This window comes from Inquilinus ginsengisoli (assembly GCF_050434925.1).
Classification (GTDB): domain Bacteria; phylum Pseudomonadota; class Alphaproteobacteria; order DSM-16000; family Inquilinaceae; genus Inquilinus; species Inquilinus ginsengisoli_B.
The window spans coordinates 3,470,680-3,496,346 of record NZ_JBNDJK010000001.1 but is presented as its reverse complement, the minus strand read 5'-3'; the positions used below and the strand labels follow the sequence as shown (position 1 = coordinate 3,496,346).

The 25,667-nt window shown below is 69.9% G+C and carries 20 protein-coding genes; 11 read left to right on the top strand and 9 right to left on the bottom strand.

What is annotated here, in order from left to right; translation table 11 throughout:
* Positions 1–224: 224 nt before the first annotated feature.
* The 6 genes from QFZ27_RS16610 to QFZ27_RS16585 all read left to right on the top strand — a co-directional run bounded on the left by QFZ27_RS16610 (position 225) and on the right by QFZ27_RS16585 (position 10,929).
* Positions 225–1,064 carry an FAD binding domain-containing protein gene (locus tag QFZ27_RS16610; protein WP_429227485.1) on the top strand — a complete coding sequence of 280 codons (840 nt, stop codon included), beginning with the start codon at positions 225–227 and terminating at the stop codon, positions 1,062–1,064.
* On the top strand, positions 1,061–3,772 hold the full coding sequence (locus QFZ27_RS16605) for a molybdopterin-dependent oxidoreductase (RefSeq protein ID WP_429227484.1): 2,712 nt from the start codon (positions 1,061–1,063) through the stop codon (positions 3,770–3,772). Before QFZ27_RS16610 ends, QFZ27_RS16605 begins: the two co-directional genes overlap by 4 nt.
* Complete coding sequence (locus QFZ27_RS16600; RefSeq protein ID WP_429227483.1) at positions 3,769–4,740, top strand: antibiotic biosynthesis monooxygenase; 972 nt, start codon at positions 3,769–3,771, stop codon at positions 4,738–4,740. The genes QFZ27_RS16605 and QFZ27_RS16600 overlap by 4 nt, the downstream gene beginning before the upstream one ends.
* A gap of 382 nt (positions 4,741–5,122) precedes the next feature.
* Entirely contained in the window at positions 5,123–7,006 is a 1,884-nt protein-coding gene (locus QFZ27_RS16595; protein ID WP_429227482.1) for a calcium-binding protein, read from the top strand.
* A 709-nt stretch (positions 7,007–7,715) separates the two neighbouring features.
* Positions 7,716–10,016: a beta strand repeat-containing protein gene (locus tag QFZ27_RS16590; protein WP_429227481.1), complete on the top strand. Its 2,301-nt coding sequence runs from the start codon at positions 7,716–7,718 to the stop codon at positions 10,014–10,016.
* Between the two features lie 154 nt (positions 10,017–10,170).
* The gene (locus QFZ27_RS16585; protein WP_429227480.1) at positions 10,171–10,929 is read left to right on the top strand and encodes a hypothetical protein; all 759 of its coding nucleotides are present in this window, start codon (positions 10,171–10,173) and stop codon (positions 10,927–10,929) included.
* A gap of 246 nt (positions 10,930–11,175) precedes the next feature.
* On the opposite strand, the gene QFZ27_RS16580 is transcribed toward QFZ27_RS16585, so the two are convergent.
* From QFZ27_RS16580 to QFZ27_RS16555, 6 genes are all read right to left on the bottom strand, one after another.
* Positions 11,176–11,328, bottom strand: coding sequence for a GNAT family N-acetyltransferase (locus QFZ27_RS16580; RefSeq protein WP_429227479.1), 153 nt, complete (start codon positions 11,326–11,328; stop codon positions 11,176–11,178).
* Between the two features lie 42 nt (positions 11,329–11,370).
* Complete coding sequence (locus QFZ27_RS16575) at positions 11,371–11,619, bottom strand: DUF2312 domain-containing protein (RefSeq protein WP_034834984.1); 249 nt, start codon at positions 11,617–11,619, stop codon at positions 11,371–11,373.
* A gap of 380 nt (positions 11,620–11,999) precedes the next feature.
* On the bottom strand, positions 12,000–12,302 hold the full coding sequence (locus QFZ27_RS16570; protein WP_429227478.1) for a DUF1244 domain-containing protein: 303 nt from the start codon (positions 12,300–12,302) through the stop codon (positions 12,000–12,002).
* A 70-nt stretch (positions 12,303–12,372) separates the two neighbouring features.
* Positions 12,373–15,009, bottom strand: coding sequence for a tetratricopeptide repeat protein (locus QFZ27_RS16565; protein ID WP_429232465.1), 2,637 nt, complete (start codon positions 15,007–15,009; stop codon positions 12,373–12,375).
* 40 nt (positions 15,010–15,049) lie between these two features.
* Entirely contained in the window at positions 15,050–16,219 is a 1,170-nt protein-coding gene (locus QFZ27_RS16560) for a carboxylate-amine ligase (RefSeq protein WP_429227477.1), read from the bottom strand.
* On the bottom strand, positions 16,216–17,004 hold the full coding sequence (locus tag QFZ27_RS16555; RefSeq protein WP_429227476.1) for an N-formylglutamate amidohydrolase: 789 nt from the start codon (positions 17,002–17,004) through the stop codon (positions 16,216–16,218). The genes QFZ27_RS16560 and QFZ27_RS16555 overlap by 4 nt, the downstream gene beginning before the upstream one ends.
* Before the next feature lie 120 nt (positions 17,005–17,124).
* Between QFZ27_RS16555 and QFZ27_RS16550 the strand changes: the two genes are divergently transcribed.
* Positions 17,125–17,913, top strand: coding sequence for an SDR family NAD(P)-dependent oxidoreductase (locus QFZ27_RS16550; RefSeq protein ID WP_429227475.1), 789 nt, complete (start codon positions 17,125–17,127; stop codon positions 17,911–17,913).
* On the opposite strand, the gene QFZ27_RS16545 is transcribed toward QFZ27_RS16550, so the two are convergent.
* Both QFZ27_RS16545 and QFZ27_RS16540 read right to left on the bottom strand, forming a co-directional pair.
* Positions 17,914–18,801, bottom strand: coding sequence for an alpha/beta fold hydrolase (locus QFZ27_RS16545; protein ID WP_429227474.1), 888 nt, complete (start codon positions 18,799–18,801; stop codon positions 17,914–17,916).
* Positions 18,802–19,045: 244 nt separating this feature from the next.
* Complete coding sequence (locus tag QFZ27_RS16540; protein ID WP_429227473.1) at positions 19,046–19,966, bottom strand: DUF6454 family protein; 921 nt, start codon at positions 19,964–19,966, stop codon at positions 19,046–19,048.
* A gap of 168 nt (positions 19,967–20,134) precedes the next feature.
* Between QFZ27_RS16540 and QFZ27_RS16535 the strand changes: the two genes are divergently transcribed.
* The 4 genes from QFZ27_RS16535 (at position 20,135) to QFZ27_RS16520 (ending at position 23,438) form a co-directional block, all read left to right on the top strand.
* On the top strand, positions 20,135–21,007 hold the full coding sequence (locus tag QFZ27_RS16535; protein WP_429227472.1) for a DMT family transporter: 873 nt from the start codon (positions 20,135–20,137) through the stop codon (positions 21,005–21,007).
* 4 nt (positions 21,008–21,011) lie between these two features.
* On the top strand, positions 21,012–21,401 hold the full coding sequence (locus QFZ27_RS16530; RefSeq protein WP_429227471.1) for an ACT domain-containing protein: 390 nt from the start codon (positions 21,012–21,014) through the stop codon (positions 21,399–21,401).
* 197 nt (positions 21,402–21,598) lie between these two features.
* A complete protein-coding gene (gene pyk / locus QFZ27_RS16525; protein ID WP_429227470.1) occupies positions 21,599–23,038 on the top strand; it encodes a pyruvate kinase in 1,440 nt (479 codons plus the stop codon).
* Between the two features lie 10 nt (positions 23,039–23,048).
* A complete protein-coding gene (locus QFZ27_RS16520; RefSeq protein WP_429227469.1) occupies positions 23,049–23,438 on the top strand; it encodes a nuclear transport factor 2 family protein in 390 nt (129 codons plus the stop codon).
* A gap of 24 nt (positions 23,439–23,462) precedes the next feature.
* Here QFZ27_RS16520 and QFZ27_RS16515 read toward each other — a convergent pair whose 3' ends face one another.
* The gene (locus QFZ27_RS16515; protein ID WP_429227468.1) at positions 23,463–25,661 is read right to left on the bottom strand and encodes a xanthine dehydrogenase family protein molybdopterin-binding subunit; all 2,199 of its coding nucleotides are present in this window, start codon (positions 25,659–25,661) and stop codon (positions 23,463–23,465) included.
* Between the last annotated feature and the right edge of the window lie 6 nt (positions 25,662–25,667).

Below are 25,667 nucleotides of genomic sequence, written 5' to 3'. Positions count from 1 at the left end.
ATGCAAGCATGACTAGCCATGCGGGCCCGATCCGTGCAGGATCCCGATATTGGCTGACCAAACTATTCGCCCCGAACAGCCGAAGGGGAACGACAGCCTGGCACCGACTTATTCAAGACATCGACCGCAATTCATAAAATAATATTCAGGGAGAGTTCAGTGTTTGCGGCAAGAAACCGGCGCCTGGGCGCCGCGCCATCGGCCGATCGGCCCTGAGGCGCGCCATGGACATCGGCACCATCACCACCATCCGCCGCCCGCATTCCACCAGTGAGATCGGCGACTGGCGGCCCTCCTGGGCCTGGCTCGCCGGCGGCACCTGGCTGTTCTCCGAGCCGCAGCCGGACACCGACACGCTGATCGACCTGCACGGCCTCGGCTGGCCGGAGCTGCAGGCCGGGCCGGACGGGCTGACCATCGGCGCCACCTGCCGCATCGCCACGCTGTACCGCTTCACGGCGCCCGAGGCCTGGACCGCGGCACCGCTGTTCCGGTCCTGCTGCGAGGCGTTCCTGGCCGGGTTCAAGATCTGGAACGTCTCGACCGTCGGCGGCAATCTGTGCATGTCGCTGCCGGCCGGGCCGATGATCTCCCTGACCGCGTCGCTGGACGGCATCTGCACGCTGTGGCCGCGCGACGGCGCCCCGCGGCAGGTCGCGGTCAGCGATTTCGTCACCGGCAACCACGCCAATGTCCTGCAGCCCGGCGAGCTGCTGCGCAGCATCCACCTCCCCACCTCGGCCCTGTCGCGGCGGGCGGCGATGCGGGTGATGTCGCTGACCAAGCTCGGCCGCTCCGCCGCCCTGGTGATCGGCACCAGCGGCGCCACCAACGGCGACGGCGGCGACCTGCATCTCTGCCTCACCGCCGCCACCGACCGCCCGGTCCATCTTCGCTTCCCCGCGATGCCCGACGCCGCCGCGCTGCAGGCGGCGCTGGACGAGCAGATCCCCGAGGCCCGCTGGTTCGGCGACGTCCACGGCTCCGCCCCCTACAAGCGCCACGTCGCCCGGCACCTCGCCGAGGAGGTGCGCCGCGAGCTCGCCGAAGGAGTCCGGGCATGAGCTGCATCATCGACGGCCAGCCGGTCGACGCCGCGCCCCGGCCGGGCCAGTGCCTGCGCACCTTCCTGCGCGACCAGGGGTCCTTCGGCGTCAAGAAGGGCTGCGACGCCGGCGATTGCGGCGCCTGCACGGTGTGGCTGGACGGCGAGCCGGTGCATTCCTGCCTGCTGCCCGCCTTCCGCGCCGAGGGCCGCACGGTCACCACCATCCAGGGCCTGGCCGAGGGCGAGACGCTGCACCCGGTGCAGCAGGCCTTCCTCGACTCCGCCGGCTTCCAGTGCGGCTTCTGCACCGCCGGGATGATCATGACCGTCGCCGCGCTGGACCAGCACCAGCGCGCCGACCTGCCCCACGCCCTGAAGAACAACCTGTGCCGCTGCACCGGCTACCGCGCCATCGCCGACGCCATCCACGGCGTCGGCGTGCCCGGGGGCGAGGCCGAGGAGGACGTCGCCGGCCAGGCCTGCGGCGCCAGCCTGCGCAACCCGTTCGGCCGCGACATCGTCACCGGCCACGCCGCCTACACCATGGATGTGGCGATGGACGGGCTGCTGCACCTGAAGGTGCTGCGCTCGCCCCACGCCCATGCCCGCATCCGCGGCATCGACCGCGGCGCCGCCGCCATCCCGGGCGTGGTCGCGATCTTCACCTGGGAGGACGTCCCTCGCCGGCTCTACAGCACGGCGACCCATGAGGACCATCTGGTCGACCCCGACGACACCTATATGCTTGACCAAATCGTGCGCTTCGTCGGCCAGCGCGTCGCCGCGGTGGTGGCGGAGAGCGAGGCGATCGCCGCCGCCGCCTGCCGGGCCCTGGTGGTCGATTACGAGCCCCTGCCCGCCGTGTTCGACCCCGAGGCGGCGATGCTTCCGGACGCGCCGGTGCTGCACCACCGCGGCGTCACCGGCGGCAGCAATGTCTATGCCCGCATCAAGGGCGAGGTCGGCAGCGTCGCCGAAGGCTTCGCCGAGGCCGATGTGGTGCAGGAGGCGACCTATTCCACCTCCCGCGTCCAGCACGTCCATCTCGAGACCCATGGCTCGATCGCCTGGCAGGATGCCGCCGGCCGGGTGCATGTCCGCACCAGCTCGCAGGCGCCGTTCATCGTGCGGCAGAAGCTGAGCCATGTCTTCGCCCTGCCGGTGCACGACCTGCATGTCTTCACCGGCCGGGTCGGCGGCGGCTTCGGCGGCAAGCAGGAGATGATCACCGAGGATTTGTGCGTCCTCGCCACGCTGCGCACCGGCCGGCCGGTGAAATGGGAGTACACGCGCGAGGAGCAGTTCACCGCCGCCACCACGCGCCACCAGATGACGACGCAGGTGAAGCTGGGCGCCAAGCGCGACGGCACGCTGACCGCGATCGAGCTGCGCGTCGTCTCCAACACCGGCGCCTATGGCGGCCACGCCAGCGAGACGCTGGCCGCCGCGCTGGGCACCCCGATCTCGGCCTACCGCCCGGCCAACAAGAAGGCGGACGGCGCCGCGGTCTACACCAACATCGTCCCCGGCGGCGGCTTCCGCGGCTACGGCGCCTCGCAGACCACCTTCGCGGTGGAATCGGCGATCGACGACCTCGCCCGCGGCCTCGGACTCGACCCCTTCGCGATCCGCCGCCGCAACATGATCCGCCCGACCGACTGGATCGAATCGATCTGGTCGGAGACGTCCGACGTGGATTTCGGCAGCTACGGCCTCGACCAGTGCCTCGACCTGGTCGAGCAGGCCCTGGCCAGCGGCCGTGGCGCGCCCCGCCCCGAAGGCCCGGACTGGGCGGAGGGCACCGGCATGGCCATGGCGATGCTGGAATGCGGCCCGCCGACCGAGCACCGCTCGGGCGCCGAGATGAGCCTGACGGCGGCGGGCGGCTATCACCTCGCCGTCGGTTCCACCGAGATGGGCAACGGCTCGGCCACCGCCCACCGCCAGATCGCGGCCGGGCTGCTGGAGTGCCGGGCCGGGCAGATCGGCATCGCCATCGCCGACACCGACCGCACCCCCTATGACACCGGCACCTTCGCCAGCACCGGCACCGTGGTGGCCGGCCAGGCCGTGGCCCTGGCCGCCGCGGCGCTGCGCGACTCGATCCTCGACTACGCCGCCCGCCACACCGGCATGGACCGCGCCGAATGCCGGCTGGAGGCCGATGCCGTGGTCTGCGGCAACCACCGCATCGCGCTGGCCGAGTTGCACGCCGCCGGCACCGCCGACGGCCACCGCTTCATCGTCCGGCGCAAGGCCTATCTCACCCCGCGCAGCGTCGCCTTCAACGTCCAGGGCATCCGCCTGGCGGTGCACCGCGCCACCGCCGAGGTCCGCATCCTGCACAGCGTCCACGCGGCGGATATCGGCCGGCCGATCAACCCGATGCAGTGCCGCGGCCAGATCGACGGCGCCATCGGCATGGCGATCGGCTGGGCGCTCTGCGAGACCATGGTGCATGACGGCGCCGGCCGGGTGGTCAACCCCAGCCTGCGCAACTACCGCATCCCGTCCTTCGCCGACATCCCGGCCAGCGAGGTGATGTTCGCCGACACCTATGACCGGATCGGCCCGCTCGGCGCCAAGTCGCAGGGCGAATGCGCGATCAACCCGGTGGCCCCCGCCATCGCCAACGCCCTGGCCGACGCCACCGGCGTGCGCTTCGCCCATCTGCCGCTGACGCCGGACCGGATCTACGACCGGCTGGGGGACGCCGCCCGATGACCGCCGCCTCTGCCGCCGCGGCCGACGCCCCGGTCACCCTGATGGTGCAGACCCGCATCCGCGATGGGCAGGAGGATGCGTTCGGCCGCTGGCAGGCGAGGATCAGCGCCGCGGTGGCCGGGCAGCCGGGCTTCCTGGAGCAGTCGGTGATGCCGCCCAACCCGCCGGCCCAGCCGGACTGGGTGATCCTGCAGCGCTTCAGCAGCCAGTCGGGCGCGGTGGCCTGGCTGCGGTCGGACAAGCGCCAGGCGCTGGTGGCCGAGGCCCAGGGCCTGCTGGCCGGTCTGGACGACGTGCATCTGGTGCCCGACGGCGCCGGCGGTGCCCTGCCCGCCCCTGCCTCGGCGGTGATCGCCACCAAGGTCAAGCCGGGGCAGGAGGCTGCCTTCCGGCGCTGGGAGCAGCGCATCGCCGCCGCCCAGGCCCGCGCGCCCGGCTTCCAGGGCTACCGCTTCCAGCCGCCGGTGCCGGGGGTGCAGGAGGACTGGCTGGCGATCCTGCGCTTCGACAGCGACCGCACCCTGCAGGGCTGGATGGACAGCCCGGAGCGGCAGGCGCTGCTGGCCGAATCCGCCGCCTTCACCGAGGCATTCCACGCCCGCATCGTCCGCACCGGCTTCGAGCCCTGGTTCGCGGGCGGCGGCGCCGCCGCCGGCCAAGCGGTGCCGCCGGCCTGGAAGCAGAACATGGTGGTGATCGCGCTCCTGTACCCGGTCGTCTTCCTGTTCGGCGCCGCGGTCCAGACCCCGTTCCTGATACGGGATGCGGGCCTGCCCTTCTGGTTCGCCCTGTTCATCGGCAATGTCGTCAGCGTCCTGCTGCTGTCCCGGCTGGTGCCCTGGGTCGGCAAGCGGCTCGGCTGGTGGCTGACCCCGGGCGGGCGGCGGGACTGGCGCCGGGATGTCGCGGGCGCGGGGGTCATGCTGGGGATCTATGCGGCCTGCCTGCTGGTGTTCTCGCAGGTATAGGGAGGCGCATTGGGACTTCCGCTTTCGGGTAGCCTCCCGTCGGCCGGCTGACCGCGGAGGGCGGAAAGCAGTCGGCAGCAATGGGAGCATTCCAGATTGAACTCGATATCGACTGGCCGACCTAACGCATTGTGCAGCCGCTTTGACACAGCCGACTGACCCAACCGGGTGATACCGCGACCCGGCGCCTTATGGTATACTGTCGACCATTCAAGGCGCGCCTTTACCGATATTTTCCTGTTTCAAGGCGACGATTTGGAAACGCGAGCGGCGCCGCGAAGAAGCGCGCTTCGTCCCGCTGCGCAACCGGCGGGACCCTGCACGGCCGGGAAGCCTGCGGCCGGATCGGTACGCTCAACACAGGCTCCAAAAAGGAACATCCATGGGCGGCTACTGGCTCAACGCCGAGATCGACCGCACGACTGACACCTTCAACTTGCGGATTGGCTATGGCTTCGATCCGCCTCCCTACCCCGAATATGTCGTGACCACCAATTGGGGTGTGAGCTATTCCCGCACCGGGGGCCCGCTCCTCGGGTCCTGGACTGGGTCCGACACGTGGAGCGGCCAAGCCTTTGCCGATCTCGGGCTGGAGCCCGGGCCAGGCCTGAAGACCTATGTCATCGAGTTCTACGCGGGGGACGTCAATAGCCTTGAGGGGGTCTCGAACACCTGGAACGTGTTCTCGGCGGCCTACGATACCACGCCGCAGTCAATCCTGGGCTCCACGATCGACGATATCATCATCGGCGGCGCCGGAGGCGACGTGCTGCGCGGCTTCGACGGCGCCGACCTGGTCGATGCCGGGGCCGGGAATGACATCATCGACGGTGGGAGCGGCAACGACATCATCTATGGCGGCAGCGGCAACGACCAATTGAACGGTCTCGACGGCGATGACGATCTGGTCGGCGGCACCGGCGACGACCTCGTCACCGTCGATGCCAACGACAGGGTGATCGAGCTCGCCGGCGAGGGCCATGATCGGGTGTTCGCGCTCACCAGCGTCACGCTCGCCGACAATGTCGAGGAACTGATCCTCCTCAGCATCGGCGATCTCAGCGGCACCGGCAACTCGGCCAACAACCTGATCTTCGGCAACAACGGCGCCAACACGCTCAGCGGCTCCTACGGAGACGACATCCTGATCGGAAACGGCGGTGACGATCTGCTTCTCGGCGGCGCCGGGGCCGACACGCTCAACGGCGGCGCCGGCATCGATACCGTGACCTACACCGACAGCAGCATCGGCATCGTGGCCAACCTCACCGGCTTCGGGTCCGGCGGCATCGCCCATGGCGATGCCTATGTCGAGGTTGAGAATATCGACGGTAGCCAGCGCGCCGACACGCTGATCGGGGATGGGGGCGGCAACACCCTGAGCGGCCTCAACGGCGACGACATTCTGGACGGAGGCGGCGGTCACGATATACTGTGGGGCGGACAAGGGGCCGACACGCTCAACGGCGGCGCCGACTTCGACACCGTGACCTACACCGACAGCAGCGTCGGCATCGTGGCTAACCTCGCCACTGGCCTCGGGTCCAGCGGCGCCGCCTACGGCGACACTTATATCGAGGTCGAACGTATCGACGGCAGCCAAGGCGCCGACACTTTGGTCGGCGATGCGGGCCGCAACACTCTGCTCGGCGTTGGCGGCAATGACGTGCTTTACGGCGGCGCCGGGGCCGACGTGCTTGTTGGCGGCACCGAGATCGACACCGCTAGCTACTACACCAGCTCGACGGGTGTTTCGGTTAACCTGACCGCGCAGGTCGGCAGCGGCAACGAGGCCCAGGGTGACCTCCTGTTCGAGATCGAGAACCTCTCCGGCAGCCAAGGCAACGACAGCCTCACCGGGACTGCCTACGCCAACACGCTGCAGGGCTGGAACGGCAACGACGTGCTCACCGGCGCCGGCGGCAAGGACATGCTGACCGGAGGGGCCGGGGCGGACCGCTTCGCCTACACCACCGTGGCGCAGAGCGTGGTCGGCGCCAATGCCGACCGGATTACCGATTTCAATCACGTCCAGGGCGACAAGATCGACCTGTCGGCGATCGACGCCGACACCGGGACTGCGGGCGACCAGACCTTCAGCTTCATCGGCAGCGCCCTGTACACCGGCGTCGCGGGGCAGTTGCGCTACCACTCCAACGGCACCATCACCACCATCGCCGGCGACATCAATGGCGACAGCGCCTCGGATTTCCACATCCAGCTCACGGGGTCCATCGGCGTGGTGGCCGGCGACTTCGTGATATAACGGCGATGCTTCGTCGTCGGGTCGAATGCGACAGAAGGGTTCCGGGTTGATCGGCTGCCCGCGGAGGTCGATCGAAGTGGGCCAGTGTGCGGCTGAAGCCGTCGTCCGAACGCAAGGCTTGAAGGACGGTTTGGGATCGAATCGGATGATGCCCACTTTCCGGAGCCAAGGGCGACGGCAGCTTCCGGGCTGCTCGCCGTCAGCCTGGTCGACCGGGATGGTGAAGGGTTTCGGATGCCGGCCCGTCGAGACCTATCCGGCCGGGTTGAGGGCCGGTGTCCGAAACCCTTCACCTTTGCGGACGTCCGTGGCCCGCGAGCGCCACTGAAGCGGACACCCGCCTTGGCCCGTTCTCTTCGCGGGGTGCCGCCCCTGTATTTAGGAAATAAAGGATCAATACAGGCATAATTTACTAGTAATTATTTTAATAGCCCAACCGCAAGAATCAAATCATATCACCTTTACATGCGAACTGCCCGTGGAGGCCTGTCCGCCGTAAAGCGCATTTCGGGCTCCGAAGCCTGGCGACAGGGCCGCGGGTGCATGCACCGGAGGCGGCGGACCTGCAGCGCCCCTCCCGCCCGGTCGGCGGGATCCCAGCCCATCCATTTCCAATCGACCCGTATCCGGCGGCTCCGATCGCTGGAGAGCGAAGCTTTGGCCGCGGCGCCGCGGGCGTGGCGCCTCAGACATCAGAAGGGAATCGACCATGGCCGTCATTAACGGAACCCAGAACCCTGACACTCTTCAAGGCACGGCTGGTGCCGACACGATCAATGGCCTCGCCGGCAATGACTGGCTGATCGGCCTCGCGGGCGCCGACCATCTCGTCGGCGGCGATGGCATCGATATCGCGACCTATTTCGAATCGGCCGCGGCCGTGTCGGTCAACCTCGCCACCGGCCTGGGCGGCGGCGGCGACGCCGCCGGCGACACCCTCGACGGCATCGAGCATGTCGGCGGCTCCAATCACAACGACGTTCTGATCGGCAATGCGGGTGCGAACCAGCTCCGCGGCTACAACGGCAACGACATCCTCGAAGGCGGCGCCGGCGCGGACACGATCTACGGCGACGTCTTCGACGGCGTGAACCACGGGGGCACCGGCATCGATACGGTGCAATACAGCGGCTCGTCCGCCGCCGTCGTCGTCAACCTCCTCACCGGCACGGCGAGCGGGGGCGATGCCGCCGGAGATGTCCTAGTCGACGTCGAGAACCTCACCGGCTCCAATTTCGACGACACCCTGGTCGGCAACGACGGTGCGAACCGGCTCGACGGCGGCGTCGGCCAAGACACCCTGTGGGGCTATGCGGGCGTGGACGTTCTCAACGGCGGCGCCGGCAATGACGGCTTCCAAGGCGGCGCCGGCGCCGACGTGCTCAATGGCGGCGATGGCATCGACCATGCCAGCTACACGGCCTCTGCCGCAGCTGTCGTGGTCAATCTCGCGACCGGCGCGGCCACCGGCGGCGACGCCCAAGGCGACACCTTCTCCAGCATCGAGTCGATCGACGGCTCCAATTTCGACGATACCCTGACCGGCGATGCCGGTGCGAACCGGCTCGATGGCCGCGGCGGCAACGATGTCCTCGACGGCGGCGCCGGGGCGGACTGGCTGGTCGGCGGCGCGGGCGCCGACCATCTCATCGGCGGCGACGGGATCGATATCGCGACCTATCTCGACTCGTCCGCCGCCGTATCGGTCAGTCTTGCCACCGGCCTGGGCAACGGCGGCGAAGCCGAAGGCGACACCCTCGACGGCATCGAGCGGATCGGCGGCTCCAATTTCAATGACACCCTGATCGGTGATGCGGGTGCGAACCAGCTCCGTGGCTTCGGCGGCAATGACGTCATCGAAGGCGGCGCGGGCGCGGACACGATCTACGGCGACGTCTACGACGGCACCAACCACGGCGGCACCGGCATCGACACGGTGCAGTACAACGGCTCGGCCGCCGCCGTCGTGGTCAACCTCCTCGCGGGCACGGCAAGCGGCGGCGATGCCGCCGGCGATGTCCTGGTGGATGTCGAGAACCTCGCCGGCTCCAATTTCGACGATACCCTGGCCGGCGATGCCGGGGCGAACCGGCTCGATGGCCGCGGTGGCAACGATATCCTCGAAGGCGGCGCCGGGGCGGACATGCTCAACGGCGACGACGGCGATGACGTACTGCGCGGCGGCAGCGGGGCGGACAGCCTGAATGGCGGCAACGGCGCCGACACGGTGAGCTACTACAGCAGCTCCGTCGGCGTCACGGCGAACCTGGCGACCGGCACCGGATCCGGCGGGGATGCCGCGGGTGACACCTATGCCTCCGTCGAGAACATCAACGGCAGCCAGGGCAATGACAGCCTCGACGGCAATGCCGGCGCCAACGGGCTGCATGGCTGGGGCGGCGACGACGTGCTGCGCGGTGGTGCCGGTGCCGACGTCCTGGACGGCGGCGCCGGAACGGACCTGGTCTCCTATTGGCACAGCGGGGTCGGGGTGACTGTCAGCCTGCTGACCGGTCTGGGCAGCGGCGGCGAGGCCCAGGGCGACAGCTATGTCGCGATCGAGAACGTCAATGGCAGCCAGGGCGCCGACACCTTGGTCGGCAACGGCGGCGTCAACGTGCTGAACGGCTTTGCCGGGGCCGACACGCTCCGCGGCGGCGGCGCCATGGACCAGCTGACCGGCGGCGCCGGGGCCGACAGCTTCGTCTACGGCGCGATCGGGGACAGCCCGTCATCGGCGGCGGGCCGCGACCTGGTCACCGATTTCAGCCATGCCCAGAGCGACCGGATCGACCTGTCGCTGATCGACGCCAACACCGGGGTCGCCGGCGACCAGGCCTTCACCTATATCGGCACCGCGCCGTTCACCGGCGTCGCCGGGCAGCTACACACCTGGATCGATGCCGGCCAGACCATCGTCTCGGGCGACGTCAACGGCGACAAGGTGGCGGATTTCGCCATCGCTCTCACCGGCATCATAACTCCGGTGGCCGGCGACTTCGTGCTCTGACCCAGGCCAGGGCGGCTGGCCCCGGGGTCAGCCGCCCGGCAGGGCACGGCGAATACGGCCCGGTCCCCTCCGAAAGCCGCAGATGTCCTCGCAATCCGGCAGTTAACGCAATGTTCATTGCGCGGCTGGATTGTTCTCGTTCATGCTACGTTCCATGAAGAAGGCGCACTCCGACTCCAACCCGCAGCCCGCCGCACCGGCCTCCGCCGATGCCGAGCAGGCGGCGCGCATGCTCGACCGGCTGGCCGAGATGGCGATGGAGCGCGCCGAGGCCATGCATGCCGCCTCCCTGGCCGCGATCAAGGCCGGCGACGCCGCCGCGGCCAAGGAGCTGGAGATCTCGCTCGACCGCATCGCCCGCGGCATCCGCCGCACCCTGGCGCTGAAGCTGCACCTCGCCCGGAAGCGCCAGGACATGGCGCAGAAGGCCGCCGCCCAGGCCCGCGACCGGGCCGAGGAGAAGACGCAGCGCAGGCGCCAGGTGGCCCGCGCCGTCTCCTGCTCGATCGGCGGCGACGACTCGGTCGGCGCCGAGAAGGGCGAGGCGCTGCTGGCCGATCTGTGGGAGCGGCTGATCGAGGATGAGGACATCGACGCCGCCCTCGCTCTCGCCGACCATCCGCTCGAGGAGATCGTCATCCATCTCTGCCGCGACATGGGCATCCATCCGGACCCGGCCTGGCTGAACCCCGACTATTCCGGCGCCGACTGGTCCTATGGCCGCGACGCGGAGGGGGAAGAGCCCGAACCCGAGCCCGAATCCGAATCGCGAATGTGGCCCGAGACCGGCCCGGAGGCGGGCCGGTATTTCTACTTCAAGGGCAGCCGGAAAACCCCTCCCGGCTGGATCGACCTCTTCACCGAGAAGCGGCTCGACCGCCCACCCTGGGAGCTGAAACCGGGCGGCCGCTGAGCGCTGCCCGTCGCCCTCCGACCTTTGCCGATGACCAGCCGGCCCAGCCTTCCACTCTCCCCCTCCCCTTGCGGGAGGGGGCCGGGGGGAGGGGGCGGCGCGCGTCCGCGCGGGTAAGGCCTGTCGGAAGACTGGATCGAATCCGTACTGCCGGCTCAGGCGGCGACACCCCCTCCCCCTGCCCCCTCCCGCAAGGGGAGGGGAGAATGAGAGGTGGGCGATGCCGGCTCTTCCTGGAGGCCGCCCCTACCCCGGCCGCACGATCCGGTACAGCACATGCAGGCGCAGAGGGTCGCCGGGCGGGACGGTGACATCCTCGAAATCGGCGACGGGGGCCAGGCCCAGCCGCTCCATGGCGCGGCGCGACGGGGTGTTGATCGCCGAGGTGTAGCCGATCACCGCCGGCAGGCCGAACCGGGCCCAGGCGGCGAGCTTCCGGAATTACTCGAGCATGCCGAGGGCCTGCTTGTAGAGATCGAGCAGCTCTTCCTGCTCGCGGCGGTCGTCCTGCTCCATCTTCCGCAGGCGGATGATCTGGCGGATGATCTTGGCGTCGAAGCCGGTGCCCTTGGCTTCGGCATAGACATCCTTGATGTCGCCCGCGATCCCGGCCTTCTCCTCTTCGAGCCGCTCGATGCGCTCGATGAACGACTTCAGGCGATCCGCGGCGATACCACCGACATCCGACATGGCTGGTCCTCAACAGGGTCTTTCAGGGCGCGGGACCATAAAGCGGCCGGGCCGGGCCGGCAAGCGGCCTGTCCCGGCCCAACGCCGCCGCGGGAGTCGGGGTGGTGGGGGGTGCTGTTTCCTGGCGCGATTCGGGACGGCCTCGCCGAGATCCGCAGCAAGCGCCGACGGAAGAACAATGAGTCCCCCCTCCCCTCGCGGGAGGGGGCTAGGGGGAGGGGGTTCTCCCGGCCCGAACGGGCCCGGACTACGGCGATCCGGTCTGCGCGGCGCGTTCCGTCCCCTGCCCGTTCGCGCGCGGACGCGCGCAGCCCTCCCCCTGCCCCCCTCCCGCGAGGGGAGGGGGGACTTCTTTAGCTTTCTCGGCGGGGTTTCGACCCTCAGTGCTTGTGCGAGGCCTCGAAATCCTTCTTCTGGCCGGCCGAGGCGTCCTTCTGGTGCTTGGCCTTCCAGCTGTCATAGGGCTCGCCATAGACGACCTCGCGCGCCTCGGCATCCGGCAGCGGGATGCCGCGCTGCTCCGCCGCCTCGCGATACCAGCGCGACAGGCAGTTGCGGCAGAAGCCGGCCAGGTTCATCAGGTCGATGTTCTGCACGTCGGTGCGCTGGCGCAGATGCTCGACCAGGGTGCGGAAGGCGGCGGCCTCCAGCTCGGTGCGGGTCTTGGCGTCGATCTCGGTCATGGTGGTTCCCTCGACGTTGCTCTGACTGGATATGGGAGTTGATCGCCGGGACAATCAGCCCCGTCGGCGGCTATTGCGGGTGGGCCGTGGGCAACAGGAGGCGATCGAGCCCCTGCCGGCTCGATCGCAGATCCGGCTTCAGGGCCAGGGCGGCACGGTAACCGGCGATGGCGTCTTCGGTCTGTCCCAACCGCTCGTAGACCTGGGCTCGCACATCGAGATCGACGGCATCGCCCGAGCGCATGGCCAGCAGCTTTTCCGCATAGGGCAGCGCCTGGTCCGGCTGGTTCAGGGCCAGATAGGCCTGGACCAATCCTCGATAGGCATTGGCCATGGACGGGGCCAGCTGCGTGGCGCGGAGAAATGCGACGCGGGCGGCATCGTGCCTGCCAAGGGCAGCATAGCCGGCCCCCCGGTTGGCATAGGCAATTCCGTTGTTGGGATCGAGCTCGATCGCCCTGTCCGCGTCCCTCAGCGACTCCTCCGGCTTTCCTTGGAGCAGCAGCACGTAGCTTCGGTCGCTGTAGGCGGCCCCGTTCTCCGGGGCGATTTCGATCGCCTTCGTCTGGTCCGCATAGGCGTCGTCCAACCTGCCTGCGTCGCCTTCCACACGTGCCCGGCTCAGATAGGCATGGACACGGCGGGGATCGGCGGCGATCGCATTCCCGAACGCGGCTAGGGCGTTATCGGGCTGACCGAGATCCAGGTATTCCCAGCCCATGTCGTCATAGGCCTCGGCCCGCGCTTCCTGCTCTTTCAGGGGGATGAAGGAGAGGGTGTCGGACAGGAGTTGGATCGCCCCGGCCTTGTCTCCCTTGGCATGGTGGACGAAGGCTCGGCCCCTGCGGGCCTGCCACATCCTGGGATCGAGCTGGACCGCCCTGTCGAAATCTAGGAGGGCTCGGTCGAGATCACCCTGCGATTGGTAGAGTGCGCCGCGCGTGAAATAGACGGTCGCCGAAGGCTTCAACCCGATCGCCTTGTCGTAGTCCGACAGAGCCGCTGCGGTACGGCCGGCATTGCGGTGAATGTCGCCGCGAATGGCATAGGTGACCGCATCGTGCGGGTCGAGGGCGACGGCCCTGTCGGCATCGGCAAGGCCGAGATCGAGCAGGCCCATGTCGCGGTGGAGGCTTCCCCTCGCCTGGTAGGACAGGCTTCTGCCGGGGTCGAGCGTGACCGCGCGGTCGAGCGCGGCCAGAGCGGGTGCGTGGTCGCCGTTCCGTGCCAACAGGTCGCCGAGATTGCCATATCCGAGCGGATCGTCCGGCTTCAGCTCGATCGCCTTCAGGAAATCGGAGATCGCCTCCTGAAATTCCTGCAGATTCCGATGGGCGATGCCCCGGTTGATGTAGAGGCCCTCATGGGTCGGATCGAGCTCGATCGCGCGGCTGAGATCGGCAATCGCCAGATCGTTTTCGCCGACATCCAGGTAGGCGAGGCCGCGGTGGCCGTGGGGGACACTCCACCAAGGCGCGGCCGCGATCGCGCGGGATGCGTCATCGATCGCCCCCACCTCGTCGCCGCGGGACCGGCGCCACGACGCCCGGTTGCTCAGCGCAACGGGATCGTTCGGATCGAGCTCGATCGCGACGGAGTAGTCCGCCAAGGCGCCGTCCGCATCTCCCGCAAGCTCACGCTGGACACCCCGATTGAGGAAGGCGGCCGCATACCGCCCGTCCTTGCCAATCGCGGCGGAATACTCCTCGGCTGCCTGCCGGCGATTGCCCAGATGCTCATAGGCCAGCCCCCTGCGGTAATAGGCCGTGACCATGTCGGGATCGAGCTCGATCGCCCGGCCGTAGCTGCTGACCGCCAGCCCGTACTCGCCCGATTCGGCGAAACGCAAGCCGCGACGGAAATGGCGGGCAGCCGCATCCGGATCGCCGGGCTCGGCCTTCTGCGGCTCGCGGGGAGGCTCGCGGCGAGAGATCCCCTTCAGCCAGTCGTCGATCGCCGTGCACCGGTCCGTCGCGGCATGGGCCTCCACCGCCCGACCCCAGGCCACATACAGAGCGGCGAGTGCGTGACAGGCCTGCCCGTCATACGGGGCGATCGCGAGCGCCCGCAGCAGCGCCTCTTCCGCCTGCGGCCGATGTCCGAGCCTCTGCTCGGCCCTGCCGCGCAGCGCGAAGCCGGGAGCGAAATCGGGATCGGCCGCGGCCGCAAGGCCGGCGTCGTCGAGCGCCCCCTCGGCATCTCCCAATGCCAGCCGGAGGATGCCGCGCACATCGAACCGTTCGGGGTCGTCCGGCCCCAGTTCGATGGCGCGCGAATAGGCGATCAGCGCTGCCCTTCCATAACCGAGCCGGGCTTCGGCATGCCCCAGCCGGTCATAGGTCTCGGGCGACTCGTCGCCCAGGTCGATCGCCGTCGCGAAATCGTCGACCGCCCCGGCGAGATCTCCGAGCCGGAGGCGGGAATGGCCGCGCTTCAGATACGCCGTGGTCATGCCTGGCGCGAGCTGGATCGCGCGGGAGTAGTTGGCGACGGCCAGGGCGTCGTTCCTGATGGTCGGATTGCTGTCGGACTGGTGGACCGCCAGGTCGAAAAACATCTGCGCCGTCTTCCCCCGCGCCATGCCTGGCAGCCCAGCCGACAGGGAGGAAGCTTGCCCGGGCGAAGCGGCCTCCCCCGCCGGTGCCTCGCGGCCGATCGCGGACGTAGGGATCAGCAGAAGCCCTGCGATGCAGAGAGCTTTCAGCACGCTCAAGATATACTCTCCCAGGCAGCGGTTCTGACCGATATCAGGATGCGGCGACGCAGGGCTGCTGCGGCTGCTCGCCTGACAGCCCCTCCTTGGTCTCCAGGATCAGCCGGTCGACCACGCGGCGTAGCGCCCCGGCCTCGTCGGCGCCCTCGGCCAGGGCCTGGTAATAGGCGGCGAGCTGGCGGTGGGCCGAGGTGCCTTGCGCCAGGATGGTGCGGGTGTGGGCGATCTCGGCCTCGCAGCCCAGCGCCGCCGCATCCTCCGCCACCATCGCCAGCACCTCCTCCAGCAGCTCGGCATAGGGCACCAGCTTGCCCTTGCCCCAGTCGATCAGCCCTTCCTCGAAGCCGTAGCGCATGGCGCGCCAGCGGTTCTCCTCGATCAGCACGCTGCGGTAGCGGCGCCAGGCGATGTTCCGGGCCCTGAGGCGCCACAGCATGCGCAGCAGGCACTGGTAGAGGGCGGCGACGGCCAGCCCGTCCTCGACCCGGGTGCAGACATCGGTGACCCGCATCTCCAGCGTCGGGAACCGGGCCGAGGGGCGGATGTCCCACCAGATCTTGCTGCCGTCCTCGATCACTCCGGCCTGGACCAAGGCCGCCAGCGCCGCCTCGTACTCGCCGTAGCTCTGGAACTCCTCCGGCATGCCGGTGCGCGGCAGCTCGGAGAACACGGCCAGGCGGTAGGATTTCAGCTTGGTGTCGGTGCCCTGCCAGAACGGCGAGGAGGTGGTCAGCGACAGCAGATGCGGCAGGAAGTAGCGGACCTGCCGCATCAGGTCGATGCGCAGATTCGGGTCCTCGATCCCGGCATGGACATGGGTGCCGCAGATCAGCAGGCGCCGCACCGGCACGCCGAGGTCGCGCGCCAGCTGGTCGTAGCGGCTGCGGTCGGTGTGCTTCTGCGGCCGCCAGGTGCCGAAGGGATGGGTCGAGGCGGCGATCAGCGCCAGGCCGTGCCGCTCCGCCTCCTCCACCACCGACCGGCGCAGCCGGGTCAGCTCGGTGCGCGCCTCGGCGATGCTGCGACAGACCGGGGTGCCGACCTCGACCTGGCAGCGGAAGAACTCGCGGGCGACGGCGCCCTCGTGCCGGTTCTCCAGCGCCTCCACCAGCTCCGGCGGCGGGTCGGGCACCAGGTCGCGGCTGACCGGGTCGACCAGCAGGTATTCCTCCTCGATGCCGAGGGTCAGCGCCGGTTCGGTCATGCGACGGCCTGCAGGGGTTGGTACAGATCCCGGTCGGCCAGGATCGGGGCGAACAGCTCGGCCATCCGGTCGGCCCAGGCCGCGGCCGCGGCGTCGGCCGCGATCAGGTCCTGCCGCATCTCGATCAGCACATGCGGCAGGCCGCGCGGCTCGGCATGGTGGTGGATGGTGTAGCCATGCTCGTTGCGGCCGGAATAGGGCTGGTTGTCGCCGACCGTGATCTCCGGGTCGCGGCGCAGCGCCTCCATCAGCGGCAGCGGGATGCGGCCGTCGTCGCGCCACAGCACCCCGACCTGCCAGGGCCGGGCGAAGCCGCGCATGACCGGCGTGAAGCTGTGCAGCGACAGCAGCGCCGGCGCCGGGCAGCGCGCCGCGATCCGGTCCAGCTGTCCGGCGATCGCGTCGTGATAGGGGTGGAAGAAGGCGGCGGCCCGCGCCGCCTCGTCCTCCCGGCTCAGCCTGGCATTGCCCGGCACGATCACGCCGTCGCTGATGGCGCAGATCGAGGTCGGGTCGTCGAGCTGCCGGTTCGGATCGAGGATCAGCCGCGAATAGCGGTGCAGCACCAGCGTCGCGTCCAGCCGCTCGGCCAGGCGGCGCGAGAAGGCGTCGATGCCGATATCGTAGGCGACATGGCGGTCCAGCGCCGCCGGATCGAGGCCGAGCGAGCCGAGCGAAGTCGGGAAGGCCCGGCCGGCGTGGTCGGCGACCAGCAGGGCGCAGGCCTTGCCGTCGGGGTTCACCAGCTCGAAGGGCGGCGGGTCGTCGGGTCCGAGAAGCGTCATCCCGCGAACCCTAGCAGGGCGCCGCGACGCTGTGGAGGGCGGGCGCGACGCAACGCCAGGGTGCGCGGCGGCGAATTGTCGGACATCATAGGAGTCATCAACGCCATTCGAGGTAAGCCGATGACCGCCCCTTCCCTTCCCGTCTTCCCGGATCTCGCCGGCAAGGCCGTCCTGATCACCGGCGCCAGCACCGGCATCGGCGCCGCCGCCGCCCGCGCCTTCGGCCAGAACCGCGCCAAGGTGGCGGTGAACTACAACTCCAGCCGCGCGGCCGCCGAGGCCGTGGTCGCCGACATCAAGGCCGGCGGCGGCGAGGCGATCCTGGCTCCGGGCGACGTGACCAGGCCGGAGACGGCGCAGGCCCTGGTGGAGCAGACCGTGGCCGCCTTCGGCCGGCTGGACGTGCTGATCAACAATGCCGGCGCCCTGGTCAAGCGCACCCCCGTCGCGGACTACACCGACGAGTTCGTCGATGCGGTGCTGGACGTCAATGTCCGCCACGTCGTCCGCTTCATGCGCGAGGGTTCGGCCCAGATGCGTCGGCAGGGCGGCGGCGGGTCGATCATCAATCTCAGCTCGATTGCGGCACGCCACGGCGGCGGCCCCGGCTCGGTGATCTACGCCGCCGCCAAGGGCTTCGTCGCCGTCGCCACCCGCGGCTGGGCCAAGGAGCTGGTGAAGGACGGCATCCGGGTCAACGCCGTCTCGCCCGGCGTCATCACCACCCCGTTCCACGAGCGCTTCTCGACCCCGGAGCAACTGGCGGCGATGCAGGCGACGATCCCGATGAACCGGCTGGGCGCGTCCGAGGACTGCGCCGCCGCCTTCCTGTATCTCGCCTCGGAGGCTGCCAGCGGCTACGTCACCGGCCAGATGGTCGAGATCAACGGCGGCCAGTACATGCCGTAGCTACTTCCAGTCAACGGTGCTGCTCTCGCCGTTCAGGAAGGGCAGCACCGTCGCCGGCAGCTGCGGCGACAGGAAGATGTCGTAATGGGTCGCGCCGGGCAGGATGGCCAAGCGATTCTGCGACATGTGCTCGCGCTGCCAGCCGGCGTCGCGCAGCCCGCCGCCGAGCAGTTGGTAGAACTTCACCACATGCTCCGGCCGGTACATGTCGCTGTCGCCGAAGACCAGCATCACCGGCATGGTCAGCTTCGGCACATCCGCCGAAAAGTCGTAGGGCTTGCGCATCATCGCGCCCATGGCGTCGAGCAGCCGCGGGAAGTCCTCCGGCTTGGGCGCCACCGCGACATAGGACGTGTACATCGGCGTGCCCTTCATCATCTCGGCCATGCCGGCGCCGACCGCGGCCTGCTGCGGCAGCATCTCCGGATAGAAGCCGTCCTGGGCATAGCCGGCCGAGACCAGGGCCAGGCGGCGCACCATCTCCGGATGCTGCACCGCCAGCTGGAAGGCGACGCCGCCGCCCAGCGAATAGCCCAGCACATCCGCCTTCTCGACGCCGAGCTGCTGCAGGATCGTCGCCATGTCGGCGCCCATCGCCGCCAGGTCGATCGGCCGGTCGCCCAGCGGCGTGCGGCCATGGCCCTGCAGGTCGACGGCGATGACCCGGCGCTTCGCCGCCAGCGCCGGCAGCAGCGGTCGGAACATGTCGATCGAGCCGAGCCCGCCATGCAGCAGCAGCAGCGGCTCGCCCTGGCCCTGGACCTCGTAATAGTAGCTGATGCCGCCGGCCTCGGCATGGCCGCTGCGGACCGTCTGGGTCTGGGCGGCGGCGGGCACGGCGACGAGAGTCGCGGCCGCGAGAACACCGGTCAGGATCGTCTTCAGCATGTCGGGCTCCATCCCTGGCTGGCGGGTTGCTGTCCGCCATGATGCGCTGGCCCAAGGATGCCGTCACACAGGCGGCCCCGACATCGCCGCCCTAAAAAAGTCAGAGACCGTTTCGAAATGCGCTGGCGTGAGTCGGATGGTGGTGGCTTCGAGAACCGGCGCGCAGCGGACGTTTGAGTCCGTGAGCACCGGAAGCGCAGAAGCCGCCATCAGACGGCCGCGCCAGTAGCATTTCCAAACGATCTCAGGGCGTCTCGTAGACGAAGATCCGCGACTGCCCGTCCTCCGGCATCGCGGTCAGGCGCAGGCCGTCTTGCGTCGCCTCGACCAGCACCGGGTTGCGGGTCATGGCGGTGCCGTCCTCGGTCCACAGCAGCACCGGCACCTGGAAGGTCGGTCGGCCGGCGGCGAGGTCGACGATCTCGATCCCGCCCAGGCCGAACACCGGCGCATCCGGCGTGCGGCGGAACTCGGTGATGCCGGTGCAGATCGCACGGCCGACCGGCAGGTAGGCGCAGTCCTGGTAGTCGAGATAGTGCTCCGGGTTCAGCGTCACCGCCGGCGGAGCGGAGGCATCGACCTTGCCCTCCGCATCCAGGCGCCAGGTGTAGAAGCGGCGCGAGCCCCAGCTGACGCCGTGCAGCGTGTTGTGATCGGTGTCGTGCACCAGCCCGCCGATATGGTCGTCGACCCGGCCGACCGCGACCGCCTCCAGCGTCTGCGGGTCGACCCGGTACAGGATCGAGCGGCTGTTCGGCCGATACTCGGCCACCGGCACCCACAGCCAGCGCCCGTCATAGTCGATGCCGCCGGGGTGGTAGATCGAGCCCTCGCCCAGCGTGACATGGCCGACCTGCCGACCCTGGGCGTCGAGCTTGAACAGATGGCCGACGCCCTGGCCGGCGTCGCGGTCCATGCCGTCCTGCGGCTGGGCATAGCGCTTGGTCGGCACGGTGATCTCGACCGAGGAGGCGAAGATCGCATCGCCGGCCCGGGCGAAGCCTTGCGGGTGGTAGGTGTCGAACGGCACCTTGATGGTCTCGACCAGCCGCCACTGGGTCGAGCGCGACAGCCCCTCGATCCGCTGGGCCAGATCGTCCGGCGCCGCGACGGCGGCACCGGCGGCGACGGTGAGGGCGATGGCGAATCCGGCACGGCGAAGCATGGCAGTTCCCCCTTGAGTGGCGGCGCGCATCCTGCCGCGACGCCGTGACGGTTTGATGATACCGCACTGTCGGGCCGGCCCGCGCGGCGCGCCGGTCTCCCCTGCGCGGCCTGCCATGGATCGCGGCGAGCCCGGCGGACTAAGCTCCGGCCCACCATGAGCGATGCCGTGCTGTCCCCTTCCCCCGCCCAGCGCCTGGCGCTGCCCGCCCTGATCCTGGGCGGGCTGGCGATCGGCAGCTCACCGATCTTCGTGCGGCTGTCGGAGGTCGGGCCGATCGCGACGGCGGTCTGGCGCGTGGCCCTGGCGCTGCCGATCCTGTTCCTCTGGTACCGGGCCGAGCGCGCGAAGGGCGAAGCGGCGCGGCCGCGGAGCCTGGCCGATTGCGCCGCCCTGGCCCTGCCCGGCCTGTTCATCGCCGCCGACCTGGTGGCCTGGCACTGGGCGCTGGCCATCACCTCGGTCGCCAATGCGACGCTGCTGGCCAATCTGGCGCCGATCTTCGTCACCCTCGGCGCCTTCGTCCTGTTCCGCACCCCGATCCGCCCGATCTTCGCAGCGGGGCTTGCGGTGGCCATCGCCGGCGTGGTGGTGCTGAAAGGCGGCGGCTTCGGCGACGGCGCCCTGGCCGGCGATGCCCTGGCCGCGCTGGCCGCCGTGTTCTACGGCGGCTACATCCTGGCGGTCGGCCGGCTGCGCGACCGCTTCTCCGTCGCCACCATCATGCTGTGGACCAGTGCCGTCGCCGCCGCGGCGACGCTGCCGCTGGCGCTGCTGATGGAGCCGACCCTGCTGCCGCCGACGCTGTATGGCTGGGCCATCCTGATCGGCCTGTCCTGGGTCTCGCAGGTCGCCGGGCAGAGCCTGATCACCTATGCGCTGGCCTGGCTGCCGGCGGCCTTCTCCTCCCTCACCCTGCTGATCCAGCCGGTCGCGGCCGCGGCCCTGGCCTGGATTGTCCTGGCCGAGCCGCTCGGCCCGGCCCAGGGCCTGGGCGGCGCCCTGGTGCTGGCCGGCATCCTGCTGGCCCGGAGAGCCTGAGCGCATGACCGAGGCCCGCCTCACTCTCAGCCTGCTGCCGGAGACCCTGGCCGTGGCCCGGCTGCCGGCGGGATCGCCGCTGCCCGGCTGGATCGACTGGTCCGATCCCTTCGTCACCGTCAGCTGCACCCGCGACGAGCTGTCGGTGGTGTGCCTCGAGGCGCGGGTGCCGGCGGACGCGCAGGCCGAGCGCGGCTGGCGCGGCTTCAAGGTCAAAGGGCCGCTCGACTTCGCCCTGACCGGCATCCTGGCCCGACTCGCGGCTCCCTTGGCCGAAGCCGGCATCAGCATCTTCGCGATCTCGACCTACGACACCGACTACCTGCTGGTCCGCGTAGGCGACCTGGAGGCCGCCACCGCGGTGCTGCGGCGGGAAAACATGGTGCGTGTCTGACCCGCAACACCGGCCCCGAAGGCGGGCATTTCCGCGGCAAACCGAGCCAAAGCGAAATATTAAGTCCGCGTAATATCCGAATCTCCGCGCACATTCGACGTTGGCGAAGGGCCGCGGATGTGATTTCTTCCCGCCCGTCGGCGCAGTCGGGTCTGCCTGGGCTCAGCAATGCCGGCACGTGATCCGGGAGTCCAGCCATGCCGAAGAAGCGCCCGTCGTTCCGCCGCACGCGCCAAACCAAGATCGTCGCCACGCTGGGCCCCGCCACCAGCTCGGCCGAGGCGATCCGCACGCTGTTCGAGGCGGGCGTCGACGTCTTCCGCCTGAACTTCAGCCATGGCAAGCAGGAGGACCACGCCGCCCGGCTGGCCCTGATCCGCGAGGTCGAGCGGGAGTTCGACCACCCGATCGCGGTGATGGCCGACCTGCAGGGGCCGAAGCTGCGCCTCGGCACCTTCACCGACGGCCCGGTCAAGCTGACCGAGGGCCAGAGCTTCCGCCTGTCGCTGCAGCCACGCACCGGCGACGCCACCGGCGTGGCCCTGCCGCATCCCGAGATCTTCGCCGCGATCGAGCCCGGGCAGGCCCTGCTGCTGGATGACGGCAAGGTGCGCCTCAAGGTCGTCGATTGCGGCCCGGATTTCGCCGACACCGTGGTCGAGGCCGGCTCGCGCCTGTCCGACCGCAAGGGCGTCAACGTGCCGAATGCGGTGCTGCCGCTATCGCCGCTGACCGACAAGGACCGCGACGACCTGCGCTTCGCCCTCGACATCGACGTCGACTGGGTGGCGCTGTCCTTCGTGCAGCGGCCGGAGGACATCGCCGAGGCGCGCAAGCTGATCGCCGGCCGGGCCCAGGTGATCGTCAAGCTGGAGAAGCCGGCGGCGATCCAGCACCTGGACGAGCTGGTCGAGCTGACCGACGCCGTGATGGTCGCCCGCGGCGATCTCGGCGTCGAGATGCCGGCCGAGGACGTTCCGTCGCTGCAGAAGCGGATCATCCGCGCCTCGCGCCAGGCCGGCAAGCCGGTGATCGTGGCGACCCAGATGCTGGAAAGCATGATCATGTCCCCGACCCCGACCCGGGCCGAGGCCTCCGACGTCGCCACCGCGGTGTTCGACGGCGCCGATGCGGTGATGCTGTCGGCAGAGACCGCCTCTGGCGAGTACCCGGTCGAGGCGGTGACGATGATGGACCGCATCGCCCGGCGGGTGGAGAAGGACCCGATCTACCGCACCATCCTGGATGCGGTGCATTACGACCCGGAGAACACCTCGGCCGACGCCATCAGCGCCGCGGCGCGGCAGGTGGCGCACACCATCGGCGCGGTGGCGATCGCGACCTACACCACCTCGGGCTCGACCACGCTGCGCGCGGCGCGCGAACGGCCGGAAGTGCCGATTCTCTGCCTGACCTCGAACCTGCAGACCGCCCGCCGCATGGGGCTGTGCTGGGGCGTGCATGCGGTGCACACCGAGGATGTCAACAACTTCACCGAGATGGTCGGCAAGGCCTGCCGCCTGGCCAGGCATGACGGCTTCGGCAGTGCCGGCCAGCGCATCGTGGTCACGGCCGGCGTGCCCTTCGGCACCCCCGGCAACACCAATGTGCTGCGCATCGCCTGGATCGAGGATTGACCGGCCGCCAATGACCAGCTCCCCGATCGCCGCCAACCAAGCCTTTTACGCTGCCCTGGCGCAGGGCGACGCGGCGGCGATGGAGACGCTGTGGTCGCGCCGCCAGCCGGTCGCCTGCATCCATCCGGGCTGGCCGGTGCTGGCCGGGCGCGAGGCGGTGATGAAGAGCTGGGCGGCGATCCTGAAGGACCCGCCGCGCATTGCCGTCGACGCGGCGCGGGTGCTGGATTACGGCGACACCGCCATCGTGCTGTGCATCGAGAAGATCGGCGACAACCGCCTGGCGGCAACCAACGTGTTCAGCCGCGAGCCCGAGGGCTGGCGCCTGGTGCATCACCATGCCGGCCCGACCCGCGAGACCGCCCCCGCCCCTGCCAAGCCGACCGGCACCATCCACTGACGGGCGCGCGGCCCTCGGCCGGGATCAGACGTCCGCCAGGGGCAGGCCGGGCAGCAGCTTGTCGAGGGTGATCGGGAAATCCCGCACCCGCACACCGGTGGCGCTGTGGACGGCATTGGCCACCGCCGCCCCGGCGCCGCAGACGCCGAGCTCGCCCAGGCCCTTGGCGCCGAGCGGGTTCGCCTTCTCGTCGGGCTGTTCCAGGAACACGACCTCGAGCTCCGGCACGTCGGCATGGACCGGGACGTGGTATTCGGCGAGGTCGCGGTTGACGAAGCGGCCGTGGCGGGGATCGAGATGCGTCTCCTCCATCAGCGCCGCGCCGAGGCCCCAGGTCATGCCGCCGATCACCTGCGACCGCGCCGTCTTGGCGTTGAGCACACGGCCGGCGTCGATCACCGCCAGCATGCGGCGCAGCCGGACCTCGCCGGTGTCGATGTCGACCGCGACCTCGGCGAACTGGGCGCCGTGGGAGTGCTGGGAGAAGGCCTTGTAGTCCGGGTTCGCGGTCATCGGGGTCGACGCACCCTCGGCCTCGAGCCCGTCCGGGGCGATACGGGCGAGGAGATCCGCCGACGGCATGCCGTCCGGCGTGCCGTCGGCGATCCCCGCGGCCTCGGCGATCTTCGCGCGGAGGGCGAAGCAGGCCTGGTGCACGGCGGAGCCGGAGCTGGCGGCGCCCCATGAGCCGCCGGATCCCGCGGTGCGCGGGAAGCGGGTGTCGCCGAGCTCGACCGTCACCGCCGAGAGCGGCACGCCGAGCCGCTCGGCCGCGATCTGGGCCAGGATGGTGTAGGTGCCGGTGCCGATATCGGTCATGTCGAGCTGCACGGTCACCCGGGCGCGGGCATCGATCGCCACCCGGGCGGTCGCGGCGCCGAGATAGTTCGGCCGGATCGCCGCCGCCACGCCCATGCCGATCAGCTTGCGGCCCTCGCGACGCTGCCCCGGCTCGGCGCTGCGGCGGTCCCAGCCGAAGCGGCGCGCGCCCTCGCGCAGGCAGCCGACCAGGTTGCGGCTGGCGAACGGCACGCCGCGCTCCGGATCCTGCGCCGGCTCGTTGCGGATCCTGAGCTCGATCGGGTCGAGTCCGAGCCGATCGGCCAGCTCGTCCATGCCGCATTCGAAGGCCATCAGCCCCGGCGCCTCGCCCGGCGAGCGCATCCATTCGCCGCGGCGGAGATCGACCGGGATCAGACGGTGCCGGGTCAGCCGGTTCGGGGCGGCGTAGAGCGACCGGGTGACGACCGCGGTCTGCTCGCAATACTCCTCGACCCGGGAGGTGGCCGAGCAAACGTCGTGGCCGAGGGCGGTCAGCCGCCCGTCCCGGTCCGCGCCGAGGCGCACCAGATGCATCATCTCCGCCCGATGCCCGGCATTGCCGAACATCTGCTGCCGGGTCAGGGCGATCTTGACCGGGCGCCGCAGGACGCGCGCAGCCAGGGCGGCCAGCACCGTGTCGGCATGCACCGTCAGCTTGGCGCCGAAGCCGCCGCCGGTGAAGGGGCTGACGATCCGGACGTTCTCCGGTGGGATGCCGAGGGTGTTGGCGATGCCGGCCCGGAAATTCGCCAGAGTCTGCGCCCCGGTGCGGATCGTCACCATGTCGCCGGACCATTCGGCCAGCGTGGCGTGCGGCTCCATCGGGTTGTGGTGCTCATAGGGCGTCCGGTACAGCGCCTCGACCTGGACCGGTGCGGCGGCGTAGGCGCCTTCGAAATCGCCGACGGCGCTGTCGGTCTGCAACCCGGCATTCGCCCGCGGCGGCGCATAGGCCTCGGCCAGGCGCCCGGCGAGATCGAAGGCGCCGGCCTCCTCTTCATAGCGGACCCGGATCAGGCCGGCGGCGGCGCGGGCGGCCTCGAAGCTCTCGGCCACCACCAGCGCCACCGGCTCGTCATGGAAGCGCACCCGGTCGTCGGCGAGCATCGGCCGGGCGCGGGTGAACACCTCCGGCGGCGTCGGGGTGACCAATGGGCCGAAGGCGGCCTGGGGCGGCGCGTTGCGATGCGTCATCACATGCAGCACGCCCGGCGCCCGCTCCGCCTCCGCCGTGTCGATCGCGACGATGCGCCCGCGGGCGATGGCGGCGCCGAGGATGACGCCGTAGGCCGGCGCCTGGTCCGGCACATGCTCATAGGCGTAGGTCGCGCGGCCGGTGACCTTGAGGGGGCCGTCGATCCGGTCGACCGGCTTGCCGATCACGGCGCTGTCGTTTGCCATCATTCC

Excerpts from the sequence above, each read along its gene's own strand:
- QFZ27_RS16575 (WP_034834984.1), bottom strand. The coding sequence starts at position 11,619 with ATGTCGGATGTCGGTGGTATCGCCGCGGATCGCCTGAAGTCGTTCATC.
- QFZ27_RS16595 (WP_429227482.1), top strand. The coding sequence starts at position 5,123 with ATGGGCGGCTACTGGCTCAACGCCGAGATCGACCGCACGACTGACACC.
- QFZ27_RS16550 (WP_429227475.1), top strand. The coding sequence starts at position 17,125 with ATGACCGCCCCTTCCCTTCCCGTCTTCCCGGATCTCGCCGGCAAGGCC.
- QFZ27_RS16555 (WP_429227476.1), bottom strand. The coding sequence starts at position 17,004 with ATGACGCTTCTCGGACCCGACGACCCGCCGCCCTTCGAGCTGGTGAAC.
- QFZ27_RS16515 (WP_429227468.1), bottom strand. The coding sequence starts at position 25,661 with ATGGCAAACGACAGCGCCGTGATCGGCAAGCCGGTCGACCGGATCGAC.
- QFZ27_RS16520 (WP_429227469.1), top strand. The coding sequence starts at position 23,049 with ATGACCAGCTCCCCGATCGCCGCCAACCAAGCCTTTTACGCTGCCCTG.
- QFZ27_RS16570 (WP_429227478.1), bottom strand. The coding sequence starts at position 12,302 with ATGACCGAGATCGACGCCAAGACCCGCACCGAGCTGGAGGCCGCCGCC.
- QFZ27_RS16600 (WP_429227483.1), top strand. The coding sequence starts at position 3,769 with ATGACCGCCGCCTCTGCCGCCGCGGCCGACGCCCCGGTCACCCTGATG.
- QFZ27_RS16540 (WP_429227473.1), bottom strand. The coding sequence starts at position 19,966 with ATGCTTCGCCGTGCCGGATTCGCCATCGCCCTCACCGTCGCCGCCGGT.
- QFZ27_RS16560 (WP_429227477.1), bottom strand. The coding sequence starts at position 16,219 with ATGACCGAACCGGCGCTGACCCTCGGCATCGAGGAGGAATACCTGCTG.
- QFZ27_RS16585 (WP_429227480.1), top strand. The coding sequence starts at position 10,171 with ATGAAGAAGGCGCACTCCGACTCCAACCCGCAGCCCGCCGCACCGGCC.
- QFZ27_RS16605 (WP_429227484.1), top strand. The coding sequence starts at position 1,061 with ATGAGCTGCATCATCGACGGCCAGCCGGTCGACGCCGCGCCCCGGCCG.
- QFZ27_RS16530 (WP_429227471.1), top strand. The coding sequence starts at position 21,012 with ATGACCGAGGCCCGCCTCACTCTCAGCCTGCTGCCGGAGACCCTGGCC.
- pyk (WP_429227470.1), top strand. The coding sequence starts at position 21,599 with ATGCCGAAGAAGCGCCCGTCGTTCCGCCGCACGCGCCAAACCAAGATC.
- QFZ27_RS16590 (WP_429227481.1), top strand. The coding sequence starts at position 7,716 with ATGGCCGTCATTAACGGAACCCAGAACCCTGACACTCTTCAAGGCACG.
- QFZ27_RS16610 (WP_429227485.1), top strand. The coding sequence starts at position 225 with ATGGACATCGGCACCATCACCACCATCCGCCGCCCGCATTCCACCAGT.
- QFZ27_RS16545 (WP_429227474.1), bottom strand. The coding sequence starts at position 18,801 with ATGCTGAAGACGATCCTGACCGGTGTTCTCGCGGCCGCGACTCTCGTC.